The 18,001-nt window shown below is 69.3% G+C and carries 14 protein-coding genes; 7 read left to right on the top strand and 7 right to left on the bottom strand.

Annotation, left to right across the window (positions count from 1 at the left end):
- The first annotated feature begins 105 nt into the window (after window positions 1-105).
- From BSP109_RS04965 to BSP109_RS04955, 3 genes are read left to right on the top strand one after another with little or no spacing between them, the layout of a single operon-like run.
- Window positions 106-1,254, top strand: a complete 1,149-nt coding sequence (locus tag BSP109_RS04965; RefSeq protein ID WP_101599587.1) for a phosphotransferase family protein — start codon at window positions 106-108, stop codon at window positions 1,252-1,254.
- A complete protein-coding gene (locus BSP109_RS04960) occupies window positions 1,247-2,896 on the top strand; it encodes a class I adenylate-forming enzyme family protein (RefSeq protein ID WP_101599586.1) in 1,650 nt (549 codons plus the stop codon). The genes BSP109_RS04965 and BSP109_RS04960 overlap by 8 nt, the downstream gene beginning before the upstream one ends.
- A 13-nt stretch (window positions 2,897-2,909) precedes the next feature.
- Window positions 2,910-4,322 (top strand): short-chain fatty acid transporter, encoded by a 1,413-nt coding sequence (locus BSP109_RS04955; RefSeq protein ID WP_101599585.1) that lies wholly within the window; start codon window positions 2,910-2,912, stop codon window positions 4,320-4,322.
- Window positions 4,323-4,332: 10 nt separating this feature from the next.
- Here BSP109_RS04955 and BSP109_RS04950 read toward each other — a convergent pair whose 3' ends face one another.
- The 6 genes from BSP109_RS04950 to BSP109_RS04925 form a co-directional block, all read right to left on the bottom strand.
- The gene (locus BSP109_RS04950) at window positions 4,333-5,961 is read right to left on the bottom strand and encodes an amidohydrolase (protein ID WP_101599584.1); all 1,629 of its coding nucleotides are present in this window, start codon (window positions 5,959-5,961) and stop codon (window positions 4,333-4,335) included.
- Between the two features lie 43 nt (window positions 5,962-6,004).
- Window positions 6,005-7,714: a thiamine pyrophosphate-dependent enzyme gene (locus BSP109_RS04945; protein ID WP_101599583.1), complete on the bottom strand. Its 1,710-nt coding sequence runs from the start codon at window positions 7,712-7,714 to the stop codon at window positions 6,005-6,007.
- A gap of 109 nt (window positions 7,715-7,823) precedes the next feature.
- A complete protein-coding gene (locus BSP109_RS04940) occupies window positions 7,824-8,609 on the bottom strand; it encodes an amino acid ABC transporter ATP-binding protein (protein WP_087008977.1) in 786 nt (261 codons plus the stop codon).
- A gap of 48 nt (window positions 8,610-8,657) precedes the next feature.
- The gene (locus tag BSP109_RS04935; RefSeq protein ID WP_218777960.1) at window positions 8,658-9,452 is read right to left on the bottom strand and encodes an amino acid ABC transporter permease; all 795 of its coding nucleotides are present in this window, start codon (window positions 9,450-9,452) and stop codon (window positions 8,658-8,660) included.
- Window positions 9,453-9,598: 146 nt separating this feature from the next.
- The gene (locus tag BSP109_RS04930; protein ID WP_087008968.1) at window positions 9,599-10,432 is read right to left on the bottom strand and encodes an ABC transporter substrate-binding protein; all 834 of its coding nucleotides are present in this window, start codon (window positions 10,430-10,432) and stop codon (window positions 9,599-9,601) included.
- A gap of 177 nt (window positions 10,433-10,609) precedes the next feature.
- A complete protein-coding gene (locus tag BSP109_RS04925) occupies window positions 10,610-11,767 on the bottom strand; it encodes an MFS transporter (protein WP_257944564.1) in 1,158 nt (385 codons plus the stop codon).
- Between the two features lie 326 nt (window positions 11,768-12,093).
- On the opposite strand from BSP109_RS04925, the gene BSP109_RS04920 reads away from it, so the two are divergent.
- The 4 genes from BSP109_RS04920 (at window position 12,094) to BSP109_RS04905 (ending at window position 17,237) form a co-directional block, all read left to right on the top strand.
- Window positions 12,094-12,885 (top strand): 1-acyl-sn-glycerol-3-phosphate acyltransferase, encoded by a 792-nt coding sequence (locus BSP109_RS04920; protein WP_257944563.1) that lies wholly within the window; start codon window positions 12,094-12,096, stop codon window positions 12,883-12,885.
- 177 nt (window positions 12,886-13,062) lie between these two features.
- The gene (locus tag BSP109_RS04915) at window positions 13,063-13,842 is read left to right on the top strand and encodes a glucose 1-dehydrogenase (protein ID WP_101599581.1); all 780 of its coding nucleotides are present in this window, start codon (window positions 13,063-13,065) and stop codon (window positions 13,840-13,842) included.
- A 99-nt stretch (window positions 13,843-13,941) separates the two neighbouring features.
- Window positions 13,942-15,156, top strand: a complete 1,215-nt coding sequence (locus tag BSP109_RS04910; protein ID WP_101599580.1) for a cysteine desulfurase family protein — start codon at window positions 13,942-13,944, stop codon at window positions 15,154-15,156.
- A 107-nt stretch (window positions 15,157-15,263) separates the two neighbouring features.
- Window positions 15,264-17,237: a DNA/RNA non-specific endonuclease gene (locus BSP109_RS04905; RefSeq protein WP_101599579.1), complete on the top strand. Its 1,974-nt coding sequence runs from the start codon at window positions 15,264-15,266 to the stop codon at window positions 17,235-17,237.
- Window positions 17,238-17,249: 12 nt separating this feature from the next.
- Here BSP109_RS04905 and BSP109_RS04900 read toward each other — a convergent pair whose 3' ends face one another.
- Window positions 17,250-17,858 carry a hypothetical protein gene (locus BSP109_RS04900; protein ID WP_087008959.1) on the bottom strand — a complete coding sequence of 203 codons (609 nt, stop codon included), beginning with the start codon at window positions 17,856-17,858 and terminating at the stop codon, window positions 17,250-17,252.
- Window positions 17,859-18,001 lie beyond the last annotated feature (143 nt).

Genomic DNA, 18,001 nt, shown 5'->3' with positions numbered 1-18,001 from the left:
CGGATCATGATGTGGACCACAGTACTGTGAAAGCTCACCGAGCGCTCACTCGGTTCACGCTGGCAGCGCAGACGACGGTCGATGAGGACGGAAGAGGTGCGGTGAATGGACGAGCAGTCCGCAGGAACCCAGGTGGACGCCGGTGGCACACAGCCCGGCACGGCACAGCACAGTGATGAGGATCCGTTCGCGCCGGAGGTCGTCGCGACCGCAGCGGACGTGCCGCCGGAGGCGCTGTCGCCCCTGCTGATCCTCGACGTGGTCGAACGGTTCCTCGATGCGCACGGGATCGGGACGGGTCCGGTCACGGCCGCGCGGATCGGCGACGGGCACTCGAACGTGACCTTCCGGGTGACGCGGGACGGCGCCGACGTCGTGCTGCGCCGCGGGCCGCGACCGCCGCTGCCCCGATCCGCGCATGACATGGTGCGCGAGGCGCGGATCCAGCAGGCGCTCGCCGGGAACGGCGTGCCCGTCCCACGGATCCTCGCCGTCTGCGACGACCCGGATCTGCTGGGAGTTCCCTTTTACGTCATGGACCACCTGGACGGCGACGTCATCACGGATGTGGAGCCGCAGCGGATCCAGACGCCGCAGGCCCGCCGCGCGGTCGCGATGAACATGGTCGACACCCTCGTGTCCCTGCACCGCATCGACGTCTCCGCACCGCCCGTTGCAGACATCGGCAGGCCCAGCGGCTACCTCGATCGGCAGGTGGCCACCTTCCGCAGGCTCTGGGACGTGAACACGCAGCGTTCGGTCCCGGACGTGGTGCGGGTGGCGGACCTCCTGGCCGCGGACGTTCCCCGCACCCAGCGCCACGCCGTGGTGCACGGCGACTATCGACTGGGGAACCTCATGATCACCGGTTCCGGTGACCCTGAGGTCAAGGCGATCCTCGACTGGGAGATGGCGACACTGGGGGATCCGCTCGCAGACGTCGGCTATCTGCTGGCGAACTACTCGGAGGCAGGATCGCCGGACTCGGCACTCGATCTGTCGCCGGTCACCCGCCGCGACGGGTACCCCTCGGCGGCAGAGCTCGCGCAGCGGTACGCAGAGGCATCGGGCCTCGACCTCAGCGACCTCGGGTGGTACCGCGCGCTCGCCAATTGGAAGTCCGCTGTCTTCTGCGAGGCGATGTACACCCGCTATCTGGCGGGCGAGCGCCCCGGAGACGACTTCGCACCCCAGCTGGAGGTGGGCGTGCCGGAACTGGCCAAGCGCGCACTGGAGGCATTGGGCCATGGCTGATGAACCGATCTGGACCGCTCTGTACCCGGACGGCCTCAGCGCTGCCCCGCCGCACGTCCCCACCTCCCTCGTCACGGCGTGGCGCGACCGCGTCGCCGCGTCCCCGGAGTCGCCCTGCCTGATCTACTTCGACAGCACGCTCACGGTGCGACGGGTCGATGACGACTCCGACGCGCTGGCCGCCCATCTGCAGGACCGCGGAGTGGGTCGCGGGGACGTGGTGGGCGTCCAGCTGCAGAACATCCCCCAGTTCGCGATCGCGATGCTCGCGCTGTGGAAGGTCGGGGCGACGGTCCTCATCCTCAACCCGATGTACCGGGGCGGCGAGCTCCGTCGCCTCATCGACGACTCCCGCGCGATCGGCTTCATCGGGCTCGACCGGGAGGGCGAGGAGGCGGCTTCGACACTCGCCGGGTCCACGGTGGCGTGGCGCATGACCACCAGTGACCTCGACCTCCAGTCGGAGGACGATCCGCGCCTCTTCGAGGATGCGGCACGTGTGGTCGTCGACGGCGCCGACGACCTCCTCACCGCGGTGCAGGAGAACGCGGGCCGGACCCCCTCCGCCGCCGAGGTCCGGGCTGAGGATGCGGCACTGCTCACCTACACGTCCGGGACCACGGGCCCGCCCAAGGGCGCGCTCAACACGCACCGCAACGTGCTGAGCACTGCGGTCTCCTTCAACGCGTGGCAGGGGATCGGGGCCGGGGACGTGGTGCTCGCCGTCGCCCCGCTCTTCCACATCACCGGCGCCGTCGCCACCGCCGCGGCGACGCTCATCTCCGACGCCCCGCTCGTCTTCATCAACCGCCTGCACCCCGAGGTCATGCTGGAGTCGTTCAACCGGCACCGCGTGAGCGTGACCGTCGGCGCGATCACGGTCTACAATGCCCTCCTCGCCCTGGATCGCGGCGATGCGGCGGACCTCGGCTCCGTCCGGTGGCTGTACTCCGGAGGTGCGCCGATCCCTCCGTCGACCGTGGAGCGGTTCCAGGAGAGGTTCGGCCACTACATCCACAACATCTACGGCATGACGGAGACCGCGTCCGCCGTCATCGGCGTGCCGCCGGAGGCGCGTGCGCCGGTCGATGACGGCAGCGGAACGCTGTCGATCGGCGTGCCCCTGCCGGGCCTCGACGCCCGTGCCGTGGACACCGACGGTCGTGAGGTCGCGGCGGGACAGGAGGGGGAGCTGCAGATGCGCGGCCCCCAGGTCATGCCGGAATACCTGCGCAAGCCCGAGGAGACCGCGCACGTCCTCTCCGCAGACGGCTGGCTGAGCAGCGGAGACGTCGCGATCATCGACGAGGACGGCTGGATCTACCTGGTCGATCGACTGAAGGATCAGATCAACGCGTCCGGCTTCAAGGTCTGGCCCCGCGAGGTCGAGGACGCGCTCTACGAGCATCCGGACGTGTACGAGGCCGCAGTCGTCGGCGCTCCTGATGAGTACCGCGGGGAGACCGTCACCGCCTACGTCTCACTGCGCCCGGGATCGTCCACGACGGCCGCAGCGCTCCAGGAGTTCACGAAGGAGCGGCTGGCGGCGTACAAGTACCCCCGACACGTCCACATCATCGACGAACTGCCCAAGACCCAGACGGGGAAGATCAAGCGCCGCGACCTGCGCGACGCACTGTGAAAGGCCACCGATCATGCTGAGAGCACTCACCCGGCCCGTCGTCTATCTCGTGGAGAGATGGTTGCCCGGCCCCCTGATCCTCGCGATCATCCTCACGATCATCGCGGCGATCGCCGCACTGACCATGACCGATACGACGCCGGGCGAACTCGTCATGGGCTGGGGTGAGGGACTCACCGGCCTCCTCGCGTTCATGACCCAGGTCTGCCTCGTGCTGCTCCTGGGCTACACGCTCGCGAACACCAGGCCCGTGCACCGCCTGCTCACCGGCATCGCGTCGGTGCCCAGGACGCCGGTGGCTGCGTACGGCTTCGTCACCGTCGTCGCGGGCCTCGCGTCGCTCATCAGCTTCGGTCTGGGGCTCGTGGTGGGCGGCGTCATGGCCATCGAGGTGGCGCGCGCCGCGAAGGAACGGGGGATGAAGCTCCACTATCCGCTGCTCGTGGCATCCGGCTACAGCGGGTTCGTCATCTGGCACATGGGGTATTCGGGGTCGGGACCCCTCAACGCGGCGACGGAGGGCGGCGCCTACTCGGACCTGCCCGGTGGACTCGTCGACATCACGCGCACGACGTTCTCGTGGTGGAACATCACGGCCGCGATCGTCACACTCGCCGTCGTCACGATCGCGATGATGATGCTGGCCCCGAAGAAGGACGACCAGATCGTGACGGCCCCGGGCCGCGTGTTCGACCGTCCGGGTGACGGTGGTGATGAGGCACGCGCCGGCGACAACAGCCTCGGTGACGGTGCGGAGGGCGACGCCCCCGCAGCGGTGACGACTCGGACGAAGAGGACGCCGGCGGAGTGGATGGAGGGCTTCCGCGGCTTCACGACCATCCTGGGCGTGTTCCTGGGCATCTACCTGGTCATGTACTTCGGGAGCAACGGCTTCAACCTCACACTGGACATCGTCAACTGGACGCTGCTGTGCCTGGTGCTCCTGCTGGTGGGCAACGCCCGCGAACTCGCGAAGCTCGTCGCGGAGGGCGGACACACCGTCAGCGAGGTGCTGCTGCAGTACCCGCTCTACGCGGGGCTGATCGGCATGATGGGTGCCAGCGGACTGACCGTGATCATCAGTGAGTTCTTCATCGACATCTCCACACCGGCGACCCTGGGCTTCTTCGCGTTCCTCGCAGCCGGACTGCTCAACGTATTCATCCCGTCCGGCGGCGGCCAGTTCGAGGTCATGGCACCCCTCTTCGCCGCCCCGGCCGATGCGCTGGGCGTCCAGCAGGAGGTCGTCATCATGGCGATCGCGTACGGCGATCAGTGGACGAACATGATCCAGCCCTTCTGGGCGATCCCCCTCCTGGCCGTCGCGGGGATCAAGGTGCGGGAGATCCTCGGGTACACGACCGTCACCCTGGTCCTGTCCGGCATCGTCCTGGGCGCGACGCTGCTGCTGGTCGGGGCAGGGTGAGGCGGTCTCGTCACAGGGTCGAGTGCGTGAAGTCCCCGCCTACGAGTGTTGCGACGACGTCGATGTCCTTGATCGTCGTCGGATCGACGGAGAGCGGGTCGTCGCCCAGCACCACCAGGTCGGCGAGCTTGCCGGGTGTGAGAGTCCCCTTCACCGCACCGTGGCCGGAGGCCTCAGCCGCAGTGCGGGTGTAGGCGGTGACCGCCTGCTCCGCGGTGAGGCATTCGTCCGCCGAACCCATGACATCGCCCGTGCTGGTCAGACGGTCGACGAAGGCCTGGATCCCGCGCAGTGCGTTGCCGTCCGCGCACGGGCGGTCGGAGGACCCGGCGAGCATGACTCCCGCGTCGACGAACGAGCGGGCGCGGTAGAGGAGCCGGCGGCGGTCGGGTCCCGCGGACACATTCATCCCCGCGCCGATGTCGCGGGCGAAGGCCGCCTGCGGGGTGACGGCGATCCCGTACTCCGCCAGTGCGGGCAGATGCTCGTCGTGGACCGTTCCCGCGTGCTCGATGCGGTTCGGCACGCTGCGGCGTCCGTACGTGTCCACCGCTTCGACGATGTTGCGCACCGCATGGTCGACTGCGAGGTCGCCGATCGCGTGGACGGCCAGTGACCAGCCGGACCGGTACGCGTCCAGGATCGTCCGGCGGAGCTTCTCCGGGTCGTCCTGCAGGTAGCCAGCGGTGTCGCGGCCGGCGTAGTCCTCCCGCATCGCGGCGGTCTCACCGCTCATCGCTCCGTCCATGAAGATCTTCACGGGGCCGATGCTCAGCCAGTCATCGCCGAATCCTGTCCGCAGGCCCGTGTCCAGACCGATCCCGTAGCCGTCGGCGGAGTGCGATGCGATGGAGTGCAGGCCGTCGGCCATCGGGAGGAGCTGAGCGCGTGCTCGCAGCTTCCCCTGTTCCCGCGCCAACTGATAGGCGTGCACCTCGAGGGGCGAGTGCCCGATCCAGCCGGCGAAGATCCCGCATTCGCCGAAGCTCGTGATCCCCTCCGACGCGTAGCCGGCGGTCGCGCGGTCGACGCAGTCGACCACGGTGTCGAGTGAGTACGGGCGGACGAGGTCCTGGATGAGTTCCTGCGCGGTCTCCTCGACGAGACCGGTCGGCCGGCCCCCGGCATCGCGCACGACTCTTCCGCCCACCGGGTCTGCGAAGCCGGGCGCGAGCATGCCGGCGCGCTCCATCGCTGCGGTGTTGACGATGGCCGAGTGCCCGGACTGCTGACGGAGGAAGAGAGGACGGTCGCCGGTGATGCGGTCCAGCACGTCCAGATCCGGGTACTGGCCGCCGTAGTCCCGGTGACCGTATCCGGTCGCATTGATCCAGTCGCCTTCCGGAGTGGTGCGGGCGGCGTCCTCGATCCGGCGGTAGACCTCGTCGAGGCCGCCGGGCAGCGCGGTGCAGTCGATGCTGGCCAGCGTGAGCCCGTACCACGTGGTGTGGCAGTGCACGTCGTTGAAACCGGGCAGCACCGTCGCCCCGTCGAGGTTGATCCTCCGCTTCGCGTTGAGGCTGCGCACGTCGTCGTCGAAGCCGACGATCCGTCCGCCCCACAGGCCGATCGTCCGCGCGCCGGGGCGGTCGTCGTCCAGGGTGCGGATCCGGGCGTTGTCGAGGATCAGATCGAGCATCGGGGGTCTCCGTTCGACGATCGTGCAGCGGTGACGGTGAGTGTCAGACCCGGGGCAGCCGGACCTCTGGATCCGTCTGGATGTGGAGGAGGGCCGGACCGTCGTACGCGAGCGCCTCCTTCAGCATCGGCACGAAGTCGTCCGTCCGCTTCACGGAGAATCCTCGTCCGCCGTACGCATCGGCCAGTGCGGCGAAGTCCGGGTTGGTCATCGTCGTGCCGGAGGGGCGGCCGGGGTACTCCCGCACCTGGTGTCCGACGATCGTCCCGTAGACGGAGTTGTCATCCACGATGACCGTGATGTTGAGGCGTTCGTGGACGGCGGTCGCGAACTCCTGGCCGTTCATCATGAAGCAGCCGTCACCGGCCAGTGCCACGACGGTGCGGTCCGGGAACGTGAGCGCCGCCGCCACGGCCGCGGGCGTCCCCATGCCCATGGCCCCGTTGCGCGGTGCCGCGACGGATCCCGGGCCGTGCAGCGGCCAGTACCGCAGCGCCCAGGCGGAGTAGTTCCCCGCCCCGTACGTGAGGATCACGTCGCGAGGGAGGACGTCCGCCGCATCCCGGTAGGCCCGATCGCGGTCGATGAACGCGTCGCTGCGCTCGCCGCCGACGACACTGGTGCGCCAGTGGACGTACCGGTCCCGGTAGTCCGCGTACCAGGCGGCGCCCGAGGTGCCGGCTGCGCGGGCGCCCGCGGAGACTCCGGCGGGGTTCCCTGCCGACCCGCTGTCTGCGGCAGAGGACGACAGTGCCCGGGACAGGGCCTCCGGGGTCGTGAGGATCTGCCGGTCCAGCGGCCCGAAGTGCCCGTGGGCGTCCGGGTCCGGTCCCGCGACCAGCGTGCTGTCCGGGCTCACGCCGAAGGAGTATCCGCCCGTCATGACGTCGGCGCGCACGCAGCCGATGAACACGTGGAGGTCCGCGTCTTCGAGTGCGTCCCGTGTGCCGGGCCAGCTGGAGTATCCCAGCGGTCCCAGGAAGACCGGCTCGTCGTGATCCACAGCGTCGTGCGCGCGGAAGTCGGCGACGACGCCGACCCCACGGCTGCGGGCCCAGGCGGTGATCTCAGAAGCCGCACCGTCCGTCCAGCCCTGCCCGCCGACGATGAGCAGCGGCTTCTGCGCGGAGGCGACGGCCGATTCGAGGGCGGCGACGTCCTCGGGAGTGGGGGCGGGGGCGGGCCGTGGACGGGGCGCGACCGGCTGGGAGGTCGTCTGCTCGAGCAGCGTCTCCTCCGGCAGCCCCACGATGACCGGACCGGGGCGGCCGGAGGCGGCCGTGTGGAGTGCGTCGGCGACGATCCGTGCCGCGGAATCCGGGTCATCGAGGATGAGCACCTTCTTCGCGGTGGAGCCGAACCATCCCGCGAGGTCGAACTCCTGGAAGGCTTCCCGACCGCGCTGCGCAGTGGGGATGAGCCCGACGAAGAGGACGAGCGGTGTCGCATCCTGGTACGCCGTGTGGACGGAGATCATCGCGTTCGAGGCGCCCGGCCCGCGGGTGACCATGGCGATCCCGGGACGGCTGGTGAGGCGGGCCTCCGCGAGTGCGGCGTAGCCCACTCCGCCCTCCTGGCGGCACACCACCGTGTGGATGGGGGAGTCGTAGAGCCCGTCGAGCACGTCGAGGAACGATTCGCCCGGAACGTTGTAGATCCGCTGGACCCCCTCCGCCTCCAGCTGACGGACGATGAGATGACCTGCGGACATGGTGGCTCCGGCGGCGGTGGCGGAGGCTGTGGCGTCGCTCATGTCCACAGTCCTATCACGCGGCCCGGACGCGGTGCAGTCCCCGTCTCGCTCGCAGGACAGGAGCCGGGACGGGGACTGCAGGGCGGGGGAGCGCAGGGCAGCGAGCGGCTCAGCCGTCGACGGTGCCGTCCGGGTGGAGGACGCGGGCCAGGAACGACTGCGTGCGCTCGTGCTGGGGGTTGCCGATGACCTCGCGCGCGGGCCCCTGCTCGACGAGGACGCCGCCGTCCATGAAGAGGACGCGGTCAGCCACGTCGCGGGCGAAGCCCATCTCGTGGGTGACGACGACCATCGTCATGCCGGCCTCCGCCAGCTGGCGCATGACGCCCAGCACGTCGCCCACGGTCTCCGGGTCCAGCGCGGAGGTGGGCTCGTCGAAGAGCATGAGGGACGGCTGCATCGACAGGGCGCGGGCGATCGCGACACGCTGCTGCTGACCGCCGGACAGCTGATCCGGGAACCGGTCGGCCAGGTGCGCGAGCCCCACCTGCTCCAGGTGCTCCCGCGACTGGGCATCCGCCTCGTCCTTGCTCCGCTTGAGGACGCGCCGCTGAGCGATCGAGCAGTTGTCCAGCGCGCTCATGTGCGGGAAGAGGTTGAAGCTCTGGAAGACCATGCCGACGTGCGCCCGCATGTCGTCGAGCTGCACATCCGGGTCCGTCGCGTCGAAGCCCGCCACGGTGATCGTGCCGTCGTTCGGCTGCTCCAGGAGGTTGATGCAGCGCAGCAGCGTCGACTTGCCGGAGCCCGACGGGCCGATGAGGCAGACGACCTCTCCCGGCTTCACATCGACGCTGATCCCCTTGAGGACCTCGACGTCACCGTAGGACTTGTGGAGGTTCGTGATCGTGCAGCCCTGTGCTGCGGGCGCGTGAGGGGTGGCGGGGGTGCTCATGGGCGCTCCTTGTGCGGGTTCGGGACGGCGGTGCTCATCGACCCGGCCCTACGTTCTCGACAGCTTGGCGGTGCGCGATTCGAACCTGCGGGCCAGCATGCCCAGCGGCACGGTGATGACGAGGTACGCGGCGCCCGCGATGACGAGGGGGGTGAGGCCCGCGTTCGGCGACGAGATCGCCTCGCGGCCGAACTTCGCCAGCTCGTATTGGCTGGCAGTGAGTCCCAGCAGGTAGATGAGCGAGGAGTCCTTCGTCATCATGATGATCTCGTTGGTGAGCGGGGGCAGGATGATGCGGATCGCCTGCGGGATGACGATGGTGATCATCGCGCGAGTGTGGCTCATGCCCAGCGAACGAGCGGCCTCGTACTGGCCCTTCGGGACCGCCTGCAGACCCGCTCGCAGGGTCTCCGCGATGTAGGCGGACTCCACCATGCCCAGCGACAGCATGACGGTGGTGTAGGTGTCGAGCCGGATGCCGAAGGCGAACGGGACCGCATAGCCGAAGGCGATGAAGACGAGCAGCGCGGGGACGCCGCGGAAGAACTCGATGTAGAGCGTCGCGAGCCACCGGTACGGTCCCACGGAGGAGATCTTCATGAGCGCCAGGAGGAGGCCCAGCGCTAGGGCGAGGACGAAGCCCAGCGCGGTGTAGATGATCGTGTTCTTCAGGGCGACCGTGACGACGCCGGGGAACTGCTGGAGTGCGATCTCCGGGTTGAAGAACTTCTCTCCGACCGTCTGCCAATCGGTGACGAAGGCGGCTGCAGCGGCAGCGACGATGAGGATCGCGTACTGCACGATCCTGGACGTTTGTGCGCGCTTGCGCGGACTCATTGCCACGGGGGCTCTCCTCGATCAGAGGTGGGTGTGCAGAGGCGGGTGTGCGGGCTGCGCCCCGCTGCGTGAGGGGGGCGCAGCATCGTGCGGGGGCCAACGGGTGATCGTAGCCGACCCGGTGGCCCCCTGGATGCGTCACTCGGGACGGGTCACTCGGAGGCGGACCCCGCGTCGGCCTCTTCAGCGCTCAGCCGAGCCGCGTCCGCGACCTCGCCGAACCACTGGTCGACGATGTCGTCGTACTCCCCGGACTCGCGCAGCTCCGTCACCGTCGTCTCGAACTGCTCGAGCATCGCGGAGTTGTCCTGCTTGACCGCGGCGCCGATGACCTCGCCGGTGTCGAACTCCTCGACCAGGTGGAGGGTGTCGTCGGATTCCGTGGCCGCGAAGATCGTGGAGATGTTCGCGATGACCGCGTCGACCTGTCCGGACTGGATGCCCTGGGTCATGAGGCCCGCGTCTTCGAACTGGACGGGAGTGACGCCGTTGTCCGTGGCGTACGCCTCGCCGGTCGTCGCCTGCTGGACACCGGCCTCCTCGCCCTGGATGTCCTCGATGCTCTCGACGTCCGAGTCCTTCTTCGTCATGAGGGCGAGGTTGTCCTTGAGGTACGGCTTGGAGAAGTCCATCTGCGTCTGGCGCTCCTCCGTGATCGTCATGCCGGACAGGGCGATGTCGCACTGGCCGGTGTCCAGCGCGGATCCGGACTGGATCGCTTCGAAGGCGGTCGTGATGACTTCGAGTTCGACGCCCATGCTGTCAGCCGTCGCCTGCGCGAGGTCGATGTCGAAGCCGACGTTCTCGCCGTCCTGGACGAACTCGAAGGGCTCATAGGGGATGTCGGAGCAGAGCGTCAGCTTCCCCGCGCTGACCAGCTGGACTCCGTTGACCTCCTCCGCCGCATCGGGATCATCCCCTCCGCAGCCGGACAGTGCGAGGAGCGCTGCGGCGCTCGCCGCGATGGCAGGCAGGATCTTCTTCACGTGGTGCCTCCTGGGACCGAGTGTGCGGCGGGTGGAGGAGGCGGGATGGCCGACCTGCCCGGTCCGCGGACATACAGGTGAAATATACCTGTGGTTCACGTCACTCGTCACGTGATGGGTATGGATGCGGCGCGGGCCGACGCTTCTGCGGGATCGGTGCCAGCGATGTCAGCAGCGTCAGGCGATGCGCTGGCGGTGGCGCCGGCGGCCCATCCCGAAGGCGATGAGCAGGACGGCGGTGCCGGCGATCGAGCAGAGGACGCCCACTGCGGCAGGAGCCCGGTAGCCCAGACCGGCGGCGACGACCACGCCGCCCAGATAGGCGCCCAGCGCGTTCGCGGCGTTGAACGCGGCGTGGTTCATCGCCGCTGACATGTTCGGGGCCTCGGGGGACTCGCGCAGCAGGCGCGCCTGCAGGCCGTTCGTGAAGAGGCTCATCGCGATGCCGTTGAGGAACAGCAGTGGCAGGGCGATCCACCAGATGTGGGCCAGCAGGGCGAAGAGTGCGAGGATCACGCCCATGCCCGCGACGCCGGCCAGTGCGGACTTGTCGATGGACCGGTCCAGGCACGGTCCTGCGACGAGTGAGCCCGCCGTCATGCCGCAGCCGTAGAGGACGAGGACCCACGGCAGGAGTCCGCCCGGGATGCCCGTCACCTGTGTGACGGTCGGCGTGATGTACGTGTAGAGCGCGAACGAGCCGCCGAATCCGACGGCTCCTGCGAGCAGTGGCAACCAGACCTGAGGGCGGGTCATGGTCTTCAGCTCCGCCCTCGCAGACGACGTGGGCCGTGCGGGGACCGCCGGCAGGAACGTCAGCAGTCCGACGATCGTCGCGAGGCCGATCACTGCGATGACCACGTAGGCGGCTCTCCAGCCGGCAGCGCTTCCCAGCGCCGTCGCCGCGGGGACGCCCACGATGTTCGCGATCGTGAGACCCAGCATCGTCCGCGAGATCGCGGTGCCGGACCGTTCGGGCGGCACCAGGCCCGCCGCGACGATCGCTGCGATGCCCAGGGTGATGCCGTGGGGCAGTCCGGTGAGGAACCGGACGCCCAGGAGCATCGGCAGATTCACCGCGAGGATCGTGAGCAGGTTGCCGAGCGTGAAGGCGGAGGCGGCGAGGATGAGCAGCAGCTTGCGGTCCATCCGCGGCGTGAGTGCGGTGAGCAGCGGGGCGCCCACGACCACTCCGATCGCGTATGCGCTGACGGCCATTCCGGCCTGGGGGATCGTGATGCCCAGGTCCTCGGCGATCCAGGGCAGCAGCGTCATGGACGCGAACTCGGTGGTGCCGACTGCGAAGCCGCCCGCTGCCAGGGCGGTGAGCGCCATGCTGGGGGAGCGGGGAGCGGAGGGGCGATCTCCGAGGGGACGGCCGCGGGCCATGGGGTTCCAATCGGGCAGGCGGTGCGCCGGGCTGCGGCTCCGCGCACGAAGACTCGATTCTAGGCCTCCTCACCGGCGGGGCGACAGGCGAGAAGGGCCGAGGTGACCGTTCTCACCGGATCGGAGCCGAGGAGGTTCGGCGAGGCGGTTCGGCGAGGCTGTTGTGCGGCGCGCGTTCGGCCGGTGGTTACGATGTTCCTAGCATTCAGTCAGGAAGACGGCGTCGCGGCACCCGAGGGGCTGTGCCCGTGCGGGAGGACAGCAGTCAGGACATGAGTCACGAGATGGATGACGGTACGGCGGAGCGCCCGGGCGAGCACGAGGCGACCGGATCGGAGATCGAGCGAGCGGCCGACGAGGGCGGCAGCAGCGGTCTTCCGGTGGGTGTCGGCGACGAGCAGCTCTCGTTCAAGTACAGGGCCATGCGCTCGATGTTCCGCGGATCCATCCGAGCCGCGCACCGGCCGACGGTCACGGGCATCACGAACGTCCCCAAGACGGGGCCCGTGATCATCGCGAGCAACCACCGCTCCTTCGCGGATTCGATCTACCTGTCCGCTCTGTCGCCACGGCGCGTGAGCTTCATGGCGAAGGCCGAGTACTTCGAGCGCAGGAACACCGTGAACAAGATGGTGGGTGGCTTCATGAGCGCGGTGGGGGCGTTCCCGGTGGAGCGCGGATCCGCTGCGGCGGCGGTCAAGGCGTTGGAGACGGGTGAGGAGATCCTGCGCGCGGGCGGCGTGTTCGGCATCTACCCGGAGGGCACGCGCAGCCGTGACGGCTCGATCGGCGAGGGGAAGACCGGGGCTGCGGAGCTGGCGATCCGGACGGGTGCGACGATCGTGCCCGTCGGCATCGTCGGCACGGAGGACGTCATGCCCGTCGACGCGAACGCACCCCAGCCCAAGACGTTCTCCATGACGTTCGGCAAGGCGATCCCCGCCCCGCCGCGCGCGCATCCCGCCGGGCCGCAACGCCGTGAGGTCACGGAGCAGATCATGTCCGCGATCCGCGCTCTGGTCGAAGAGGCCGAAGCGGAACGGGACGCCAAGCGCCGACGCTGACGTGCGGGTGCGTGCCGCTGACGCGCGAGCTCGAACCGCTGACGCGCGCCGTCGCTGACGAATCCTGAGAATCGGGAATCAAACTCGGTAGTTGAAGGTTGTACGAGATAGAGGGGCGCATCGTCCTTCTGACTGCCGGGCGGAGGCCCGGTCCGTACGACGAGGAGTGGTTCTCACATGGCACGTTTCTCTGGCAAGACCGTCATCATCACGGGCGCAGGCTCCGGGCTGGGGCAGGCGACAGCACTGCGCCTGGCGCAGGAGGACGCGAATCTCGTCCTGGTGGACATGAGCGCCGAAGGTCTCGAGGAGACCGGGAAGCTGGTCGAGACCGCAGGCGCAGGCGGCGTCGAGCTCGTCACGGCGAACGTCACGAAGTCCGAGGACGTCCAGAAGTACGTGGACACCGCTGTGAACACGTTCGGCTCGATCGACGGCTTCTTCAACAACGCGGGGATCGAGGGACGGCAGAACCTCACCGAGGAGTTCGGCGACGATGAGTTCGCCAAGGTGCTCGCCGTCAACCTCACAGGTGTCTTCGCCGGCATGGCGGCCGTCCTCAAGCAGATGCGGAAGCAGGGCTCCGGCTCGATCGTCAACACGGCGTCGGTGGGTGGCATCCGCGGCGTCGGCAACCAGTCCGGCTACGCCGCCTCGAAGCACGGAGTCGTGGGCCTGACCCGCAACTCCGCCCGCGAGTACGGCGAGCACGGCATCAGCATCAACGCGATCGCTCCGGGTGCCATCATGACCGCGATGGTCGAGGGCTCGCTGCGCCAGCTGGGCGGTGAGGACTGGGAGGCCGCCGGCAAGGAGTTCGTGTCGGTGAATCCCATGAAGCGCTTCGGCAGGCCGGAGGAGGTCGCGGCACTCGTCGCGTTCCTGCTCTCCGAGGAGTCCGGCTTCATCAACGGCACGATCGTCCCGATCGACGGCGGTCAGCACGCGATGTACTGAGTCGCAGCCAGCGTCACCGGACAACCGAGTCACCGGACGACCGAGTCGGTGGACGACTGAGGCGGTGGACTACTGACTCAGCGGGGGAGACTGGGAGGCATGGCAGCCTCGCAGTCTCCCCTCTCCGCGTCTGACCCCGTCTACGCCGACTACAACGGCACCACGCCCGTCGACCCCCGCGTCGTCTCAGCGATGGGCCCGTACCTGTCCGCGCACTTCGGCAACCCCTCCAGCTCCCACGGGTTCGGAACAGCGCCCGCCGAGGCGGTGGCGCGCGCCCGATCCCAGGTCGCCTCGCTCATCGGTGCGGCCTCGCACCACGAGATCATCTTCACCGGCAGCGGCACCGAAGCCGACCACCTCGCGATCCGAGGCGTGCTGCGGGCGGCGCGGGCGGCCTCGGCGGCGGGTGCGGGAGCCCCGACCCACGCTGCCGGTTCCGGCGCCGGCGCGGCCCGTCCCCACCTGGTGATCCAGGAGACGGAGCACCCTGCGGTGCTGGCCGCCGCCGAGGTCCTGGCTGAGGACGGCGTCGAGGTCACCGCCCTGCCGGTCGACTCGGAGGGACTCGTCGACCCCGCGTCGCTCGCCCGCGCTCTGCGACCGGACACGGTCCTCGTGTCGATCATGCACGCGAACAACGAGACCGGGGCGATCCAGCCGATCTCCGCACTGTCGCGGATCGCTCGGGACGCAGGGGTGCTGTTCCACACGGACGCCGCGCAGAGTGTCGGCAAGGTGCCCGTCGACGTCGACGCGCTGGGCGTCGACCTGCTGACGGTGGTGGGCCACAAGCTCTACGCGCCCAAGGGCGTGGGCGCGCTGTACGTGCGCGCGGGCACGTCGATCGCGGCGCTGCTGCCCGGCGGAGGGCAGGAGGCGGGGCTGCGAGGCGGGACGGAGAACGTCGCCGGGATCGTGGCGTTCGGTGAGGCGGCGCGGCTGGCGGCGGACGACCTCGAGGCGGGTTCGCGGGAGCGCATGCGGGCTCTGCGGGATGCGCTGGAGTCCAGGCTCGCCGACCTGCTGCCGGGACGAGTGCATCTGAACGGTCCCCGGGAGGAGCGGCTGCCGCAGACACTCAACGTGAGCATCGCGGGCGCCCGCGGTGTCGACGTGCTGGCGGGAGCGCCGGGTGTATCTGCGTCCACGGGGTCTGCCTGCCACGCGGGCACGGATGCGCCCTCGCCGGTGCTGACCGCGATGGGAGCGGACGCGACGCGGGCGATGGGTGCGCTGCGCCTGTCGCTGGGTCGGTGGACGACCGAGGCCGACGTGGCGCGGCTCGCCGAGGAGATCGCAGCACAGGTCTGAGTGCGGCTGGCCCCTGACAGCCGCTGGCCCCTGAGGGCCCCGCCGCTCTCAGTCGTTGCTCAGCCTCTCGCCACATCGGCGACACGTGGAGGGCAGACACTGAGTGCATGGCACAGGAATCCGATACGCCCGACAGCTCCGCCGCCGCCCCGAACTCTGGCCCGACCTCCGACTCGAGCTCCGACTCGCGAGCCGTCTCGACGCCGCGCCTCGAGCGCATCCGCGCGTGGATCCGACGGTACGGGCGCCACTACCTGGACGATCCGAACGTCACGTCCGTGGGCGTCGGGTACAAGGAGAAGGACGGGTCGCGCACCGATCAGCTGAGCCTGCAGTTCACAGTGCGGACGAAGGCCGCCGGCGCGCAGCTCGAGCAGATGGACACGACGGCCATCCCGGAGACGCTGGAGATCGACAGCGACCCCGTCGTCACCGATGTGGTCGAGCGCGCCTTCGTCCCCGCGTACCGCGTCATCCCGGAGGCGGAGCGCAGCGAGCGCAAGACGCGCAGGGATCCGCTGGAGCCCGGTGTGAGCATCTCCCATCCCGACGTCTCCGCGGGGACGCTCGGAGTGATCGTGCACGATCGGACGACCGGCAGGCCCGCGGTGCTGTCGAACTGGCATGTGCTGCACGGGCCGACCGGCACCATCGGCGATCCCGCGCTGCAGCCGGGCAGCCACGACGACAACTCCGGCGACCCCCGCAACGAGTTCGGCCGTCTGCTCCGCTCCCACCTGGGCGCAGCGGGAGACGCCGCGCTCGCCTCCATCGAATCCCGCCGGGTCGATCCTGCGATCATGGGCCTGGCCGTCGTGCCGGAGGAGATCGCGGACCCTGATCTGGGCGATCGCGTCGTGAAGTCGGGCCGCACCACCGGCGTGAGCCATGGCGTGGTCAGCCGCATCGAGACGATCGTGTCGCTGGACTACGGCGAGGGCGTCGGTGAGACGTCCATCGGCGGGTTCGAGATCGAGCCCGATGAGCGCCGGGACAACGAGGACGACCCCGCCGGCACCGGGATGCTGAGCGACGGCGGGGATTCGGGCGCCGTGTGGATGCTCAAGGCCGGCAACGGCCACACCTCGCGCGTGATGGCGGGGCTGCACTTCGCGGGAGCGGACTCGCTGAGCGGAGACGAGCGGGCGATCGCATGCCTCGCGTCGTCGGTCCGTGGCGTGCTCGACTTCTCGCTGGACGGTTCCGTCGCGCAGGAGACCGCCGCCGAGGCCGCGGTCGGCTCCGGCTTCGACGAGGACTTCCTTGCCGTGCCGGTGGCGGTGCCGACGTTCGCCTCCACCGCGTCGCAGGCGGACGAAGAGCTCGGCGCTGATGACGCTGTCGAGGTCGACGGGTCGACCGTCGTGCCGTACACCCACTTCAGCCTGACGATGAGCCGGGCGCGGCGGTTCGCCCGCTGGGTCGCGTGGAACGTGGACGGCGACGACATGCGCCGCCTCTCGCGTGACGGCATCGACTTCCGCCTGGACGAGCGGCTGCCGGCCGATGTGCAGGCGGGGGAGGACCTCTACGCGACGAATGACCTGGATCGGGGCCACATCGCGCGGCGGGCCGACCTCCTGTGGGGTCCTCGTGCGGAGGCGGAGCGGGCGAACGAGGACTCGTTCCACTTCACGAATATCGTCCCGCAGATGAACACCTTCAACCAGGCCGGACGATCCGGGGTGTGGGGAGAGCTGGAAGACGCCCTCTTCGACGCCGTCGATGTCGCCTCGCTGCGCATCAGCGTCGTCGCCGGGCCCGTCTTCAAGGCCGCTGACCGCGAGTACCGGGGATTCCGCATCCCGCGGGAGTTCTTCAAGGTCGTCTACTACGTCGTCGACGACGAGCTGCGCGCCGCGGCGTTCGTGCTGACGCAGGACCTCGACGACCTTGAGATCGTCGACGGGCTGAAGGACTTCTCCACCTATCAGGTGACGCTCGCGGAGCTGACCGAGAAGACCGGGCTGGAGTTCGCCGAGGCCGTGGAGGCGGAGGTCGGCGCGGAGGCCCGCGCGGAGGCGCGTGCTGGTGCCGGGAGTCCCCGCCGGGTCGGATCGGCGTCCGACATCAGGTGGTGAGGCGCCCCCGCGTCAGAGCGCGCCGTGCTTCTTCATGCCGTCCCGGCCCACCAGCCAGAGGATGAGCCCCAGCAGTGTGACCGCGCCGAATCCCAGGGCACCGAACACACCCACGAGCACGCCGCCGACCCCACTGAGGATTCCACCGACGTTCGTGGGCGGCGCCACGACCACGTCGATGCCTGCATCGGGGCTGCATGTGACGGTGTAGGTGCCCGCCTCCTCTGCGGTGAACCCGCCGTCGCTCACGCGGGTGCCGCCGCTGCTGGACGAGGTGTGCTTCGTCCCTCCGGGCCTGATCTCCACGACGGCGGGGCCGGTCGCAGAGCAGCCAGCGGATCCGGCGGCGACGTAGTCGGGCGAATCGGAGTCGTCGTCGGAGCCGTATCCTGAACCGTTCGTCGACCCCTGTGTCGTCGGGTCGATGACGCCGGGCACGTAGTACAGCATCTGGTCACCGGCCTCGAGGTCGATCTGCGTGGGGCCATCGACGGGATGCGAGATCGAGGCGGTCTCCGCGAGACGGGTGAAGCCGGAGACGGCGAGGATGATTCCTCCTGCGATGCAGATGACGGTGAGGACTCCGCCGATCCAGAAGAGCAGGCGCCCGATGCCGCGCATCCGTGCGCCGGGAATGGGGCTCTTCGTAATTGAGGGTGTAGACCCCAGGTGCTGAAGGCCGGGTCGTGTCGCTCCACGGATAGACGTCGAGGTCTCCCGATGATGGAAGTTCTCACACACTCCATCCGGAAGACCTCGACATG

Origin of the sequence: Brevibacterium sp. Mu109, assembly GCF_900169375.1 — a bacterium.
Taxonomy (GTDB): Bacteria; Actinomycetota; Actinomycetes; order Actinomycetales; family Brevibacteriaceae; genus Brevibacterium; species Brevibacterium yomogidense_A.
This window is presented reverse-complemented; position numbering and strand designations above follow the sequence as displayed.